Origin of the sequence: Brevibacillus sp. (assembly GCF_003521185.1) — a bacterium.
Taxonomy (GTDB): Bacteria; Bacillota; Bacilli; order Brevibacillales; family Brevibacillaceae; genus Brevibacillus; species Brevibacillus parabrevis.
On record NZ_DOTK01000094.1, the window covers coordinates 39,775 to 55,622 of the forward strand.

The window sequence follows — 15,848 nt, forward strand, 5'->3', positions numbered from 1 at the left end:
ACAAGGGAGGTAATGCCTGTGTTTCGCACTATGATGAAAGCGAAAATCCATCGCGCAACAGTGACAGAAGCGAACCTCAACTACGTGGGGAGCATCACGATCGACAAAAATATTTTGGATGCGCTCGATATTTTGCCCAATGAAAAAGTGCAAATCGTGAACAACAACAACGGGGCGCGTCTGGAAACGTATGTGATTGAAGGAGCGCCAGGAAGTGGCGTAATTTGCCTGAATGGCGCAGCAGCCCGTCTCGTTCAGGAAGGCGATATCGTGATCATTATCGCCTACGCCATGATGACCGATGAGCAAGCTCGTACGTACAAGCCAAAAGTGGCGATCATGGACGAGAAGAACCGGATCAAGGAAATGCTTGGCGAGGAAGTACACGCGACGATCCTGTAGACAAAGCATTTGCCTTTGGCTTTGCGCATAGAGCCACCTGCCTTGTGAGACAATGAAACTACTCATGCCTCACAGGGGGGTGGCTTTTTCGTGAAGATCGAAGACTGGTTTCAGACGTTGCGCACAAAAGCACAGACGATAGAGGAACGGTGGCAGGAAGCATCGGAGCAGGAAAGGCTTCAATTAGCGGATCAACTGTTTTACTTGCGGCAGGTCAGCGATACGGTCGTCGATTTGTGGCTGCAATTTGAAGAGAAGCTGTCCAACGCGATCCGGCACATCAAGCAAATGGAAGGGCAGCTGCCGACAGAGACGCAAGAGGAAAAGGCCAAGCCCGTTTCCTTAAAAAAAGAACCGTTAGCGGCGGACCATAAACAGGATGGCCAAAAAGGGACGGCAAGCGAGGCCAAGAACGAGACTAAAAGCGAGTCAAAATCCGAGCCGAAATTCGAAGCCAAAGCCGACAAACTGCCACAAGCGATGCACGCTTACGAGCCTGTATTTCGCCGCGGAGAAGGATTTTACCATCTGCGCATGTTTCAGGACGCGAAAAAGTGTTTTGCCGAGCTGGTGAAAGAAGCGCCGGACTGGGAAAGCGGTCGGCTGTATTACGCTTACAGCCTGTTGTTTTGCGACGACAAGGAAATGGCTTTTCGCGAGTTTCGGCTGTTGGGAAAATCGGCAAGCTCGCCTGCGATCGTGGCGATCAGCAGCAATGCCATCGGCTGCATATTAGCGGAGGAGAAGCAGTGGCTGGAGGCCGTGCAAGCTTTTAAAACCTCGCTGGAAGTAAAGCCTGAGCAGGAGGAAGCCAAGTACAACCTCGCTCTCTGCTACTTGATGGACGGCGATGCCCAGGAAGCGCTCGATGAGATCGAATGTTATTTGCAAAAGCACGAGCAAGATTGGGAGGCGCAGCTGTTATGGCTTCGCGCCGCCAAATTGCTGATGCAGATGGACGAGACGGCAGAGCTTGTTGCCCCATCGAGCCTGACTTTGCCCAACCGCGATCTCGATAACGAGACGTTGCAGGAAATGGCTCATTTGTACGAAGCTGTGGGCAATTACCACCGGGCACAAGTGTGCTATCATTTTTTGACGGAACGGTTGCCCAAGGAAGGCTGGACGTGGCACGGGCTGGCATGGAACACCTGGCTGATCGCCGGGAGCAAACGAGCGCTGACACTTGTGAAAAAAGCGATCAGTCTGGCGCCAGAGCAGGATGATTTTGTGTTCAGCTACGGCTGGATGCAGCTGTTTGATGGCAATATCCCGGGGGCCATTGCAGCGTTTCGCGGCATTTTGGCAAAAAACAGCGAAAACCGCCTGGGGCAGTCCGGAATGATCTCCGCTTTTGAAAAAATTGGAGAAACGCTGGAAGCGAAGCGGTTGGCCAAGCTGTTTCTGGATGATGCGGACCCGTATATCCGTTCTCTTGGGTACTTCCACTTGGGGAGACTGGCGATGGTGGAGGAAAACTGGCGGCTGGCTGAGCAGTATTTCCAGCGAACGTTGCCTCACGCAGACCAGTTTCGGGAAATCCCGCTTTACTTGCAGCTGTGCGCGAGCAAGCTCGGCGCAGAAGCTGTGCAAAACGAGCTTGTGCAGCCGTAATTGCAGTCGGAAGCAGGAATATTTCCCACTGTTGCCGAATGTGAATGAGTGCGGATGACAGGTTCCGCCCAGGTTACGAGGTGACAACGCTTGAATCGATTACTGGTAGTAGACTTTGAAACGACGGGGAGCCATCCGCGGCAGGGAGACAGCATTATTCAGATCGGCGCTGTGGCGATCGACGACGGGCAGATCACAGAATGCTTCTCGACCCTGATTCATCCCGGACAGGACATCCCCCCTTTTATTACGCAACTGACAGGGATCACCAACGAAATGGTGGCTGACGCGCCTACTTTGGAAGAGGTGTTCCCGACATTTTTGCGCTTATTGGATGGACGAGCTTTTGTTGCCCATAATGCAAGCTTTGATCTCCAATTTTTACAAGAAGCCCTGCTGAGCCAGGGCTATTATGCGTTTGACGGATATGTGCTCGACACAGTCGAGTTGTCCCGCTTGCTTTTGCCGATGCAAAACAGCTACAGGCTTGGGGAACTGGCGTCGGAGCTTGCGATCGAGCATGACAATCCTCACCAGGCCGACAGTGACGCGCTGGCAACCGCCCAGCTCTTCTTGCACTTGCTCGATATTTTGCAGCAGTTGCCGCTCGTGACGATTCAACGACTGCAAATGCTCGTATCGTCGTTTCGTTCGGACATCGCGACACTTTTGCGGCAAATGGAAATGGAAAAGCTGGCGGAGCTGCCACAGCTGGGCGACGAGCCAGCACGGCAAGCTTCACCGCTGTGGGATATATACCGCCAACTGGCTTTGAAAAAGCGCGAGGAAAAGCTGAAGGCGAGTTTCCAGCGCCCGCAGACAGAACGGAGCTACGGAAAAGCGTTCAGCGAGCAACTGGAAGAAATGCTGAACGAAAAAGGCCAGATGCATGCCAGCATGAGCGGCTACCAGCGCCGGGAAGCACAGGAAGCGATGATGCACGCTGTCTTCGACGCCATGCAGGAGGGCACGCACCTTTTGGTGGAGGCAGGGACAGGCACAGGGAAGTCTCTGGCGTACTTGCTGCCCGGGATCATTTGGGCGTATCAAAATCAACAGCAGCTTGTAGTGAGCACGAACACGATTCAACTGCAAGAGCAGCTGTTCCATAAAGAGATCGCCACGTTGCAGCAGACACTTCCTTTTGCTTTTACCGCGTCGACGTTGAAAGGCCGGGGCAACTATTTGTGCCTGCGCAAATTCGAGATGGCATTGGAGGAGCCGGTAGAGGGCAGCAACCAGGAGATGCGGCTGGCAAAAGGCCAGCTTCTCACGTGGCTAACGCAGACCGAAACGGGTGATGTGGAGGAGCTGAGCCTGCCTCCGAGCGGCCAGCTTTTCTGGCAGCAGGTGAAAAGCGATACAAGCTCTTGCTTGAACCGGGCCTGTCCGTGGTTTAGCCGCTGCTATTATTTTCAGGCGAAAGACCGGGCAAAAGAAGCAGATGTGCTCATCGTCAACCACGCTCTCTTCATCAGCGACTTGCAGGCAGAGAACCGGATTCTCCCGCCGTACGAGGTCGCGATTCTCGACGAGGCACACCATCTGGAAGATGCCGCGACACAGCACTTGGGCAAGCAGCTGACAACGACACAGGTGATGTTTTTGCTGGATCGCGCTTCTGTCGAGGAGGGGGGAGCGATTGCACGCTTTGCCGAGGAAATGCAAAGCTGGCAGCCGTCTGTCCAGGAAGAGCTGAACACGGTTCTTCTGGAGTGCAAGAAGCTGTCTGCGTCTTTGCGCGACAAGGCTCAGCAATGGACGCAGTTTCTGTACGCATGGGCTTCCGAGCGCGCCGAGGAGACGACAGACGCAGGCAGGGAGACGGTGCGGTATCGGGTAGCTTCTTTCACGGGAAAACAAGAAAAAATTCGCAAGGTGACGAAAAAGCTGATCGACGCCATGACAGACTTCGCCTCCAGACTGGAACAGATGCTGAAGCTGGTTCCCGTTCCCCAAGAGGAGAAGCCGCCCTTCCTCATCCGCAGCTTGCAGACGGATTTGTTCGGGCTGGTGAAGGAATGGCAAAATGTGATGGAGCTGTTGCATTTCTTTTTGCAAGAGCAAGATCCGAACTACGTCTACTGGATGGAGGTCGAGTCGCGCACGGCCCGCAAGCAGGTGCACTTGTCTGCGGCGTTGCTCGATGTCGCGGATTCGCTTGCCGAGCCGCTTTTTTCCCAGAAGCGCAGCCTGATCATGACTTCCGCTACGCTGACGGTCAAAAACAGCTTTTCTTACGTCATGAGCCGCTTTGGCCTCGACAAGCTGCCTGCCGAGCGGGTACGCACGCTGTCGCTGCCATCGCCGTTCCATTACGAAGAGCAGGGGCTGCTATTGATTCCTTCCGATTTTCCGGCGCCGGGAAAAGAAAACGACCAGACGTATCTCGAAGCGATCATCCAAGGCTGTGTAGACGTGGTTGTGGCGTCAAAAGGCAGGACGCTGATTTTGTTTACCTCGCATTCGATGTTGCGGCTGGTGTATCAAGCCATGAAAGAGCGTCTGGCCGGGGAACCGGAGCCGTACACGCTGTTTGGACACGGCATTGACAGCAACAACCGCAGCAAGCTGGTCAGTCTGTTTCGTTCGATGGAACGAAGCGTTTTGCTTGGCACGAGCAGCTTCTGGGAGGGCGTGGACATCCAAGGAGAGTGGCTGAGCAGTCTGGTTATCATCAAGCTGCCGTTCACGCCGCCCAACCACCCGGTTTACCAGGGACGTGCGGAAGCGTTGAAAGCAGACGGAAAAAACGCGTTCATGTCGCTGGCGCTGCCGCAAGCCGTCATTTTGTTCAAGCAAGGAGTCGGACGGTTGATTCGTCACCATTTGGACCGGGGCGTTGTGGTCGTGTTCGATACGCGTGTGGTCGAATCCCGCTACGGCCGTTCCTTTTTGCAATCTCTCCCGCCGTTTCAGGTGGAGACAGGCTCCTGGCCGACGCTGCGCGAGCGAATTGAACCGTTCTTACGTATGCAATCCCTGCCAGATTCATAAAATGAAGCAATAGTCTAGCAGGGATTTAGGTGATAAAATAAATGTTATGGAAAAAAAAGTGGGCCTGGCTGCTTCTCGTCGCATGTGTGGCATTGCTATGTTCATGCTCCATCGATACCCATTTGCAGGAAGCCGTTAAGGTGGACGACCCGTTTGCAACCGAGAACGAAGCGGAGTTTACGGGTCTTGTCATCACTTACTGGGCGCTTCCTCATGGAGAAAGCACCTTGGTGCGGATGCCGAGCGGGAAAACCATGCTGATTGATACGGGCAGCGCGGAGGATTGGCCAGCTTTGGCCGCGCATCTTTCCGCTGCGAAGTTGACGCGCCTGGACTATCTGGTCTTGACGAACGATCAGCCTGAACATGCAGGAGGATTCCCTTTTTTACACCAGCAAATCATCATTGATTCCGTCATTGTGCCCAAGCTGATTGCGCCTTCGATCCGCCAGTTCGTTCCGTACGACAAGATCGCGAAGCAAAGAGAACTCGAGGAGAACCAGGAGCTGATTCTCGATACCGACATCACGATGGATGTATTGCTGCCCAGCGAGCCGCTGTTTTTATCGCCGCAAAACAATTCGCTCGTTTTTGCGCTGACGCATGATCAGTTGCGCTTTTTGTTTGTGAGCGGCATCAACGAACAGGCCGAGGAGCGCTTGCTCGCCCGCCATCCCGAGCAGTTGAAGTCGGCTGTGCTGAAAGTGGGAGACCAGGGCAGCAATCAAGGAACTTCGCAGCCTTTTCTCTCCCGGGTCGATCCGCAGGTCGCCATCATCCAGAGCAATACAGAGCGCGACATGCAAAAAGAGGGCAAGACCGAGGTGCTGGAGCGGTTGGGCGAGTCGTGGGCGGAGACGTATATGACGGGCCGGGACGGATCGATCACGATCTTGTCCAACGGGAAAGATTACAGGGTATTCAAGCAAAAGAAATAGGGGGGAAGACCGAGCGTGGCTAAACACGAAAAGATTTCGGAAGCGGTCGTCCGCCGCCTGCCGATTTATCTGCGTTACCTCAGCTATTTGCAGCAAAACGAGGTAACTACTGTTTCCTCCCAGCAAATGGGCAAAAACTTGGATGTGAATCCGGCCCAAATCCGAAAAGACCTGGCAACATTCGGCGATTTCGGGAAAAAAGGAATTGGCTATGACGTCAATTACTTGGTGGAAAAAATTCGCCAGATTTTGAAGCTGACGGATGAGATACGCGTCGCGCTCGTTGGAGCAGGCCATTTGGGCCATGCGATCAGCAACTACAACGCTTATTTGAAAGATAACATGCGGATTGCGGCCATTTTTGACAATGATCCCGGCAAGCTGGGAAAAGAAGTGGCGGGCATCCCGATTCAGCCATTGAATGAGCTGGCGGACACGATTGCGCAAAGACAAATCAAGCTGGCGATTATCACCGTGCCCGCACCGGCTGCGCAATCCGTATGTGATCAGTTGACTCAAGCGGGTATCAAGGGAATCCTCAATTTTGCTCCTACGACAATTCGCGCGAAAAAGGATGTGCGCATCCACTATGCGGATGTGACTTCCAATTTGCAGAGCCTGGCCTACTACTTAACGTAAGAATGGAGTGTAGTCATGAAAAAGACCATCCTCATCCACGCAACAGTGATTACGGTAAATGAACAAAACGAGGTTATCCACGATGGAGCTGTCGCGTTCGAAGGCGACAAAATCACATATGTAGGCCCTACCCCTGAAGACCTTTCCGATGCAGGCTACGATGAAGTCATCGACCAAAAAGGCGACTTCATCCTGCCTGGTTTGATCAATACACACGGACACGCGGGCATGTCGCTTTTGCGTGGCTATGCGGACGATTTGCCGTTGCAACAATGGCTGGAAGAGAAAATGTGGCCGCTGGAAGCGCAATTTACCGCTGATTCTGTCAAATGGGGAACCCAACTGTCCCTGATTGAAATGATCCGTACCGGAACCACGACATTCGTCGATATGTACGATCATATGGACGAAGTAGCCAAGGCAGTCGATGCATCCGGCATGCGTGCCCGCCTGTGCCGCGGCATGATCGGTCTGTGCTCCGAGGAAGAAAGACAGACCAAGCTGCGCGATGCGACCGCTTTTGCCAAAGAATGGCACAACCAGGCGGATGGCCGTATCACCGTAATGATGGCACCGCATGCACCGTATACGTGCTCGCCTGAGTTTATCAGCCAAATTATTGAAAAAGCGGACGAGCTGTCTTTGCCGCTGCATATCCATATGTCTGAAACGGCATGGGAAGTGGGGCAAAACGAGAAAGATTACGGTTTGCGTCCAGTCGCTCACCTGGAAAAGCTGGGCATGTTCAACCGCCCTACACTGGTTGCCCACGCCGTGCATTTGACGGATGAAGAGATTGACATTTTGGCAAAATATCAAGTGAAAGTTTCCCATAACGTCGTCAGCAACCTGAAGCTGGCAAGCGGGGTAGCACCTGTACCGAAAATGCTGGCAAAAGGCGTGAGCGTTTCGCTCGGAACAGACAGCTCGGCGAGCAACAACAACCTCAACCTGTTTGAAGAACTGAAACTCGCAGCGATTTTGCACAAAGGCGTGAACAACGACCCGGTAGCCGTTCCGGCTGAAGAGGCGCTGCGCATGGCTACTCGCTACGGGGCAGACGGTGTGTTCCAGGCTGATACGCTCGGCAGCATTGAAGTAGGCAAAAAGGCTGACCTGATCGTTCTCGACAGCCACCAGGCGCATTTCCATCCTGCGCATGAGCCGATTTCCCATGTCGTGTATGCGGCAAACGGCCGTGATGTCAAAGACACAATCGTTGCGGGCAAGTTCCTGATGCGCAACCACAAGCTGCTCACCATCGACGAAGAGCGTGCCATCTACGAAGCCAATCGCGTATTCGCTGCGCTGAAACGGTAAAAGGCTCCTGTCTGGTGTGGGACAGGAGTAAGGGAGTGTAGGTGTAGGTAGGGGAATTTGGGTATTACATCGTGCCGTGCTCATTTTCGCCACAGCTCTGTCAGGGGATGATGGCGAAAATGCAGTGTGGGTGTGTGCGACAGTTGACGCAAGGGAGAAGACAGTCCAGCCCAGGAGACGCGGTATTCTTGTAGCAAAAACCCAAGTATGTCAGGAGATGCGTTTTGTTGCGGCGACTTCACGCGCTCACCTCCTTGCGGGTGTATAAGTAGTATGACCGCTTGGCCCCGAGCTATGATTAGCAAGTTTTCCGTGCCGTTCTAAAACCTTCCCGTATAGCATAGGCTATGACAAAAATGGGACAGGGGGAACGCCAGATGTACGTCCGGCCCAAACAGCTATGGTGGCTGATCCCGATCTTTCTCGGCCTGTTTGGCCTCGGGATGGCGCTCGGCTCTTTTGGTTTGTGGAACCGTTCAGCTGCCGATGCCGGGAATGAACAGGGCTTGATTGGCAAACGAGAGGCGTATGCCGTGCCGCAACTTTTGGAACAGCTGACTCGGTCAGAGGAGCGCTCGTTTCTCGTTTACATGCAGGACCAAGCGCTGAATGGCCGCTATCGGCATGAGACATTCAGCCTGGACGGAGAAATCGGCGGGCACAAGCTGGCCATCAGCCGTAACCAGGAGCAGCCGGTTACCGTAACAATAGACGGACAAGTTCAGGATCATGCAGCACTCCCTTACGCCCTGTTTACGCCGTATGAACACGCTGTCCTGTTGCAAAGCGTGCTGTCATCGGTCGAGCCGCAGACGATCGCCGATACTTCGGGAAGCGACTGGAGCGGTTATCGTCTCACGGTGCCGCCGGAAAAAGTGACATCCTTGTTGGCGATGTGGCTCGGGCCGTCCTTTCCGATCGCTGATATTACCCCTGAGCTTGCCAGAGGGATCAACATCGAATATCAGCTCTGGTATGAGCCTGACACAGGCGCGCTTCGCCAGCTGGAGCTGGAAATGCAAATCAGAACCGTGGCGGGGATCAAACAGGACCAGCTTCGTTTCCGATTGTAATGTCAACCGCATAAAGGAGTTACCAAAAACGTGTTAGTGAGAATTATCGTGGGAGTAATCGCCGCGCTGTTGTTGACAATCGCGGGATTCGCCTATCATTTGACTGCTTCCGTAGCAGGAGAGCGCACGCAATTCGATGCGACCGTACGTGAGTGGGTGCAGACGAGGACGACGATTGCCGAAATCGAATCCATCGACGAATATCGCGGTACGGAAAGCTATGCCGTGGTGATCGGGAAGAACAAAGCCGGTACGCCTGTAGTAGCCTGGATGACCGCAGACAAAGTATCGTTTGATCGCATGGATCTTGCCGTTCCGCGCAAAAATGTGGAGGATGCGGTAAACAAGGCTTTTCCGAAGTCCGAGATTACCCATATCGTGCCCGGACTTGAAAAGGACAAGAAGTTTTGGGAAGTGACCGTGAAGGATGCAAACGGTCGCTATCATTACTTGCACTATGACTTGTTCAGTGGCGCCCTGCTCGCTTCTTATGTATTGTCGCCTACCTGATTGCTTGTTTTGACCCAGAGGGTATATACGCTCGCGACAGGTCTTTTCCTTGTTGGAAAAGGCCTGTTTGGCATGCCACCCAACATCTGTATAAAAAATTGATATACTCATGTGATATACTGGGTTCGTTGACAAGAGAGAAAATGAGAACGCGATATGGGGGGACTAGCTGTGCAGTTGAAAAAAAGTGCAATCGGGTTGTCCTTGCTGGCGACACTGGCTCTCCTGTTTGGAGGATGGTTCTTGTATCAGAAGATGGAGATTGAAGAGCCGATCCGCACAGAAGTCAGCCAGATGCAATCAGCTACACTCAGTAATTTCCATGTAGGCAAAGATAAAATTCAAATAGATGTAAAAGTGACGAATCCGCAAGCATTTCCAGCGGAGTATCGCGATCTGGTTGCGCGAACGAAAAAGATTGCGGGCGACAAGCAAGTCGCTATCGTGGTAGCGAATCAGTCAGAGGCTATGACAGAGGTTTGGAAAAGCGGCCAGTTTATTTTCACCGAAGCGCTGGACTTGCATCAATACAGCCGCATTCCTGCCTTGATTGCGGAGTGGAAACAGACGAACAAGCTCGATGCGGCAGATGCTTTTATGGATGACGCAAACATCTACGTTTATTTGAAAAAAGGAACGGAGGACTTTTATACGATTGTTCCCCGTTCCGAGGCAAAAGAGGTGACGGCTCGTGGGTAAAGAGGTACTGATCGGCGTCGTTCCTGCGATACTCGTTTTTCTTGTGTTTCTGGGCGTGAATATCACACCGTTTATTTTGTTCGCCGCCGTGCTGGGGGCGATTTATTTCCTCGTCATCCGTCAGCAAAACGGTCAGGGCGGCAATGTGGCGCTCGGCGGCAAACGGAAGCAGAACAAGCACGAGATTCCCAAGTCGGACGTGCAGTTTGCCGATATCGGCGGTCAGGAACGCGCCAAAAAAGAGCTGAAAGAATCGCTTGATTTTCTCGTCTACAAAGACAAGATTGAGCAATACGGCATTCGTCCGATCAAAGGCGTGCTGCTGACCGGGCCTCCTGGTACCGGGAAGACGTTGATGGCAAAAGCGGCAGCGAACTACACCAACTCTGCCTTTGTCGCGGCTTCCGGCTCGCAATTCGTGGAGATGTATGTAGGTGTCGGAGCGCAGCGTGTCCGTGAGCTGTTTAAAGAGGCGAAGACGATGGCCGAGAAAAACGGACAGGACAGCGCGATTATTTTTATCGATGAGATTGATGTTGTCGGCGGAAAAAGGGACGGGCAGCAACAACGGGAGTACGACCAAACGTTGAACCAGCTGCTGACCGAGATGGATGGCGTAGCGACGAGCGAGAAACCGCGCATTTTGGTCATGGCGGCAACGAACCGCAAAGACATGCTGGATGCCGCGTTGCTTCGACCAGGACGTTTTGACCGGCACATTACGGTAGATTTGCCTGACAAGCCTGCGCGCGAGCAGATTTTGACCATCCATACAGCAAACAAGCCGCTGGGCGCGGATGTGGTGTTGGAAAAGGTGGCGCAGGAGACGTTCGGCTTCTCGGGAGCGCAGTTGGAAAGTGTCGCGAACGAGGCAGCGATTTACGCCATGCGCGACAAAAGCGACAAGATCATGGCCAAGCATTTTGCTTACGCCGTAGACAAGGTCATGCTCGGAGAAAAAGTCGACCGCCAGGCTTCCGAGGAAGAGAAAAAGCGCGTCGCCTTGCATGAATTGGGACATGCGATCATCAGTGAGGTCGTGCGTCCGGGTTCTGTCTCGCAAGTAACGCTCAGCCCGCGCGGCAAAGCGCTCGGCTACGTTCGGCAAAATCCGATGGAAGACCGCTATTTGTACACAAGGGACGCTTTGGAGAAACAGATCATGGTCAGCCTCGCCGGAGCAGTAGCAGAGGAAATCTACTACGGCGGCCGCAGTACCGGCTCCAAAAACGACTTCGAGCAAGCGCTGGGCATGTCTCAGGAAATCGTGTCCAGCGGGATGTCGGACCTCGGGATTGTCCATCTGCAATACGTAGACAAAACGAGGATTCACGATGAGGTAGAGCGACTCTTGTCCCGTTTGCTGGAGGAGACGCACCGCTTGCTTCGCCAGTACGATGCGGTGTTCCAGACTGGTTTGGGCACGCTGCTGGAAGCAGAAGTGCTGCAAGGAGATGAATTTAGGGCGCTCTTGTCCCAAACGAGACAGGAAGCGGCTGTATCGTAATCAAATCGCGACGAAAAACCTGCTAGACAGCAACTGATGTTGGCCTGGCAGGTTTTTTTGCGTGGGGAAAACTTGTGAACGGGCGAAACAAATTTTGCGTTGCGGTGCCAAATGCCTATAGGGTTGAATATCTTACAGAATGATCCGGGAATGACATCAGGAGGCAAGGAGACTCTATGGCAAACGCGAACCGAAAAAAAATGAGCAGAGGTCTGTCCAAAACGTTCAGGCAAACCTTGCATGAAATTCCGCTTATGCAAACATCTTCTACATCGGAGCAGGATTGGATGGCTGATCTGGAGCTGGAACTGCTGGAGTCCGCTGTCAACAGCCCCAAGCCAAGCTCCCATGCACCGACAAGCCCGATACAACAACCATTGCAGAAAATGCCCAAGCAGGGTGTGTCGTCCAACCAGACGACTTTTTCCAAGATCATCAAAGATCGCAATGATGACCGGGTGCAATCGTTTGTTTATACCGATGATTTGACGGATCAGTCTGTCACTACGGAAAAAATCGCCAACCGCGCTGTCGATTCGTCCAAAATCAAGCCGGGAACGATTGATACGTCGCTGTTGAAGGACTACGCCGTCGACAGCAACAAGCTGGCAGACAAAAGCGTCACTTCAAACAAAATCGCTCCGTACGCGATCCTCGGAGAGCATCTGGGACGACATGTGGTCACCAGCGAAAATGTGCAGGACCATTCCATTACCGGGCAAAAGCTTGTCAACAACAGCATTACGTCCGACAAATTGGCTGACAAGACCATTGATTCCATGAAGTTTGCAGAGTCTGCGATCCAGACGAAGCACATCCAGGATCAGGCGATTACGAATGAGCTGCTTCAAGATCAGTCTGTCACATCGGACAAAATCAAGATGGGCAGCATTCAGACTCGCAACCTAGCCAACTATGTGATCAACTCCGTCAAGCTGGAGGACGGCGCGGTCACGACCGACAAAATCCGGGATGGGGCCGTGACTTCCACCAAGCTGGAGGAGGATTCGATCGAGTCCCAGCATATTCGCGAGGGAGCGATTTTGCATCATCATCTGGCGGAGAACAGCGTAGACGGCGGGCATCTTTCGGCGGGCTGCGTCACGGATCAGCACATCGCTTTTCATTCCATTTACAGCCAGCATTTGCAGCCGGAAGCGGTCACAAGCGATAAAATCAGTCCTTACGCCGTCCTCACCGAACATCTGGATCACGCCAGCGTCACTTCGGAAAAAGTGGCAAAAGAGTCGATCGCCAGCGTCCACGTGCAAGCAAGCAGCATTCAAACGACGCATCTTCAAGATGGACTCGTCACGACCAGAAAAATCGGGGAGCAACAGGTCACGGCAGCCAAGCTGGCGGACAAAGCCGTCACGCTCGACAAATTGGCAAATCGCAGCGTAGGCGAGCAGCAATTGGTGGAGGAGAGCGTCAACAGCAGGCATTTGGCTGACGGGGCTGTTCGTGCGGAGAAAATCGCGCGGCGCTCAATCGAGGAGCAGCATATCGGTGAACGCGTCATCGGCAGCAGTCATCTGCGGGAATATGCGATCCAGACGCAGCATTTGCACGATCATGTAGTGACGACGTCAAAACTCGCTCCCGAGTCTGTTTCGACCGACAAAGTGACGGATTTGAGCATTACCGCAAACAAACTGGCCGATTCGGCGGTTACGTCTCCCAAGCTGGCGACAGAGGCCATCAAGACAAGGCACTTGGGCAAAGGAGCCGTCACTGGCGAAAAAATCGGCGAAAAAGCGGTGACCGCCCAGCATCTTGCCAATCAATCCGTGCAGCACGAACATATCCAGCCCAAGTCCATCTCCAAAGAAAAGCTGCAAGAGAATAGCGTCACACGCGAAAAGTTGGCGGATCACGCTGTCGACGGAAGCAAGCTCGAAATGCATGCGATTACAGGCATACATGTGGAAAAGAGCAGCTTGAGCGGTGACCATCTCGTCAAGGGAACACTCACGGGCGAGCATCTTGCCGTCAACTCCATCGAAAGTCAGCACCTGCAAACAAATACGGTAACGGAAGAAAAGCTGGCCGATCATGCCGTTAGCGGAGCGAAAATAGCGCCGAGAACCGTCACGGCAGAGCATCTGGCCGACAAGTCGATTACGCGGGAGAAGCTGGCTTTTCAAACGGTTGAGACGAATGTTCAGCTGGGCACGACGCTTCAGCAGTTTGGCTTTGTCCCATTCCGCATTCCGGCGCAAAGCCAGACGGCAGACGTCACGGTCCGCTTGCCCACTCCCTATGCAGACGTCCATTATTGCCTGGTTGCGATGACGAATCAGGTCGGGGTGTCCGTGTCGCTCAAATACACCAAACGCACCTCGGCTGTGCTTACCGTCTTTCGTCAGGAAACCGGGCAGGAAGACAGCGGCGTTTTGCAGTGGATCGCCATTGGCGAAAAAGGCGAGCAGGTGCATGACGAGGTGACAGCCCTGCATCATGAGCAGCAAGAGGATGACGACTTGGGGGAAGAATGGGAAGAGGGCGAGTACGAAGCAGATGAAGATGCCGGCGAGGAAAAAGCAGCGGATGAGCATGAAACATTTCGTGATGAGGACGATTTGCGTTCCTGAGCAATGAGAAACAAGAAGCGAGGGGCCGTTGGTGGGAAGTGCAGTCGGCTTCCTCGCTTTTTGTTAACATAATTATATTATGGTAACCACCCGTTCAAGGGAGTCTTTGATTGAATTTGCCTGCCCCCAATAGTATAATTGTTGGGTACACTTAGTCTGTTGTGTGGCATGGTAAATGGAGGGAATTATTCGATGTTGACGACGATTGCCCAAGTAGGGCAGCATGTTGGACAAGAAGTACGCATTGGATGCTGGCTGTACAACAAGCGCAGCAGCGGGAAAATTCAATTTCTGCAGCTTCGCGACGGGTCCGGCTTCATTCAGGGCGTAGTAGTGAAAGCAGAAGTAGCGGAAAACGTTTGGGAAAATGCATCCCAACTGACTCAGGAAAGCTCTTTATACATAACCGGCGTCGTTCGCGCAGATGATCGTGCACCAAGCGGTTACGAACTGACGGTAACAGGCGTTGAAATCATTCAGATCGCCCAGGAATACCCGATCTCCCTGAAGGAGCACGGTGTAGACTTCCTGATGGATCATCGCCACCTGTGGCTGCGCACTCCGCGCCAGCGTGCGGTTATGGCGATTCGTTCCGAAGTGATTCGCGCTGTATACGAGTATTTCCATGAAAACGGATTTGTGAAAGTAGACCCGCCAATCCTGACACCGACTTCAGCAGAAGGAACAACGAACCTGTTCCATACCAAATATTTTGATGAAGACGCGTATTTGTCCCAATCCGGTCAGCTCTATATGGAAGCGGCCGCTATGGCATTGGGTCGCGTTTATTCCTTCGGTCCGACCTTCCGTGCAGAGAAATCGAAAACGCGTCGTCACTTGATCGAGTTTTGGATGATCGAGCCGGAGATGGCTTTCGTCGATCACGAGGAAAACTTGCGCATTCAGGAAGCTTTTGTGTCCCATGTGGTGCAATCCGTCCTGAAAAACTGCCAGCGCGAACTGAAAACGCTGGAGCGCGATACAACCAAACTGCAAAACGTAACGGGTTCTTTCCCGCGCATCACGTATGACGATGCGATCAAGCTGTTGCAGGAAAAAGGCAGCGAGATCAAGTGGGGCGACGATTTCGGAGCGCCAGACGAGACATTGATTGCGGACCATTTCGACAAGCCTGTGTTCATCACGCACTATCCGACCGAGATCAAGGCATTCTACATGAAGCCGCATCCTGAGCGTCCGGAAGTAGTGCTGTGCGCAGACATGATCGCGCCGGAAGGCTATGGCGAAATCATCGGCGGCAGCCAGCGCATCGACGATCCGGAGCTGTTGGAAAAACGGTTCGCCGAGCACGAGCTGTCCGAGGAAGCGTATCGCTGGTACTTGGACCTGCGCAAATACGGAACCGTTCCTCACTCCGGCTTCGGTCTGGGGCTTGAGCGGACAGTCGCCTGGATTTGCGGTCTGGATCACGTGCGTGAAACGATTCCGTTCCCGCGTATGCTCTATCGTCTCTATCCGTAAGTTCGTGTTTCTCATACACCCTGTTGCGAGAGGGCAGCAGGGTGTTCCTATTGGTGCGCCCAGCATGGGCGAT

The 15,848-nt window shown here is 53.3% G+C and carries 12 protein-coding genes; all 12 read left to right on the forward strand.

The window, feature by feature from the left end; all coding sequences use genetic code 11:
* The first annotated feature begins 18 nt into the window (after positions 1–18).
* Positions 19–402, forward strand: coding sequence for an aspartate 1-decarboxylase (gene panD, locus DEP07_RS27280; protein WP_122963551.1), 384 nt, complete (start codon positions 19–21; stop codon positions 400–402).
* A gap of 90 nt (positions 403–492) precedes the next feature.
* Positions 493–2,016 (forward strand): tetratricopeptide repeat protein, encoded by a 1,524-nt coding sequence (locus tag DEP07_RS27285; RefSeq protein ID WP_287103264.1) that lies wholly within the window; start codon positions 493–495, stop codon positions 2,014–2,016.
* A 90-nt stretch (positions 2,017–2,106) separates the two neighbouring features.
* Positions 2,107–5,013, forward strand: a complete 2,907-nt coding sequence (dinG, locus tag DEP07_RS27290) for an ATP-dependent DNA helicase DinG (protein ID WP_122963549.1) — start codon at positions 2,107–2,109, stop codon at positions 5,011–5,013.
* 41 nt (positions 5,014–5,054) lie between these two features.
* Positions 5,055–5,951 (forward strand): ComEC/Rec2 family competence protein, encoded by an 897-nt coding sequence (locus DEP07_RS27295; protein WP_122963547.1) that lies wholly within the window; start codon positions 5,055–5,057, stop codon positions 5,949–5,951.
* A gap of 15 nt (positions 5,952–5,966) precedes the next feature.
* Positions 5,967–6,590: a redox-sensing transcriptional repressor Rex gene (locus DEP07_RS27300; protein WP_122963546.1), complete on the forward strand. Its 624-nt coding sequence runs from the start codon at positions 5,967–5,969 to the stop codon at positions 6,588–6,590.
* A gap of 15 nt (positions 6,591–6,605) precedes the next feature.
* Positions 6,606–7,910 (forward strand): amidohydrolase, encoded by a 1,305-nt coding sequence (locus DEP07_RS27305; protein WP_063226990.1) that lies wholly within the window; start codon positions 6,606–6,608, stop codon positions 7,908–7,910.
* A 377-nt stretch (positions 7,911–8,287) separates the two neighbouring features.
* Positions 8,288–8,983 carry a hypothetical protein gene (locus DEP07_RS27310; protein WP_287103265.1) on the forward strand — a complete coding sequence of 232 codons (696 nt, stop codon included), beginning with the start codon at positions 8,288–8,290 and terminating at the stop codon, positions 8,981–8,983.
* 30 nt (positions 8,984–9,013) lie between these two features.
* Positions 9,014–9,493, forward strand: coding sequence for a cell wall elongation regulator TseB-like domain-containing protein (locus DEP07_RS27315; protein WP_122963544.1), 480 nt, complete (start codon positions 9,014–9,016; stop codon positions 9,491–9,493).
* 171 nt (positions 9,494–9,664) lie between these two features.
* Entirely contained in the window at positions 9,665–10,192 is a 528-nt protein-coding gene (locus DEP07_RS27320; protein ID WP_287103266.1) for a hypothetical protein, read from the forward strand.
* Positions 10,185–11,699 (forward strand): AAA family ATPase, encoded by a 1,515-nt coding sequence (locus tag DEP07_RS27325; RefSeq protein WP_122963542.1) that lies wholly within the window; start codon positions 10,185–10,187, stop codon positions 11,697–11,699. The genes DEP07_RS27320 and DEP07_RS27325 overlap by 8 nt, the downstream gene beginning before the upstream one ends.
* A 176-nt stretch (positions 11,700–11,875) precedes the next feature.
* On the forward strand, positions 11,876–14,293 hold the full coding sequence (locus DEP07_RS27330) for a WIAG-tail domain (RefSeq protein WP_229049901.1): 2,418 nt from the start codon (positions 11,876–11,878) through the stop codon (positions 14,291–14,293).
* Positions 14,294–14,485: 192 nt separating this feature from the next.
* The gene (gene asnS / locus DEP07_RS27335) at positions 14,486–15,775 is read left to right on the forward strand and encodes an asparagine--tRNA ligase (protein ID WP_122963540.1); all 1,290 of its coding nucleotides are present in this window, start codon (positions 14,486–14,488) and stop codon (positions 15,773–15,775) included.
* The last annotated feature ends 73 nt before the right edge of the window (positions 15,776–15,848 follow it).

Bases quoted from the DNA above. Each gene is read 5' to 3' on its own strand.
- DEP07_RS27295 (WP_122963547.1), top strand. From the start codon at position 5,055: ATGTTATGGAAAAAAAAGTGGGCCTGGCTGCTTCTCGTCGCATGTGTG.
- DEP07_RS27305 (WP_063226990.1), top strand. From the start codon at position 6,606: ATGAAAAAGACCATCCTCATCCACGCAACAGTGATTACGGTAAATGAA.
- DEP07_RS27310 (WP_287103265.1), top strand. From the start codon at position 8,288: ATGTACGTCCGGCCCAAACAGCTATGGTGGCTGATCCCGATCTTTCTC.
- DEP07_RS27330 (WP_229049901.1), top strand. From the start codon at position 11,876: ATGGCAAACGCGAACCGAAAAAAAATGAGCAGAGGTCTGTCCAAAACG.
- asnS (WP_122963540.1), top strand. From the start codon at position 14,486: ATGTTGACGACGATTGCCCAAGTAGGGCAGCATGTTGGACAAGAAGTA.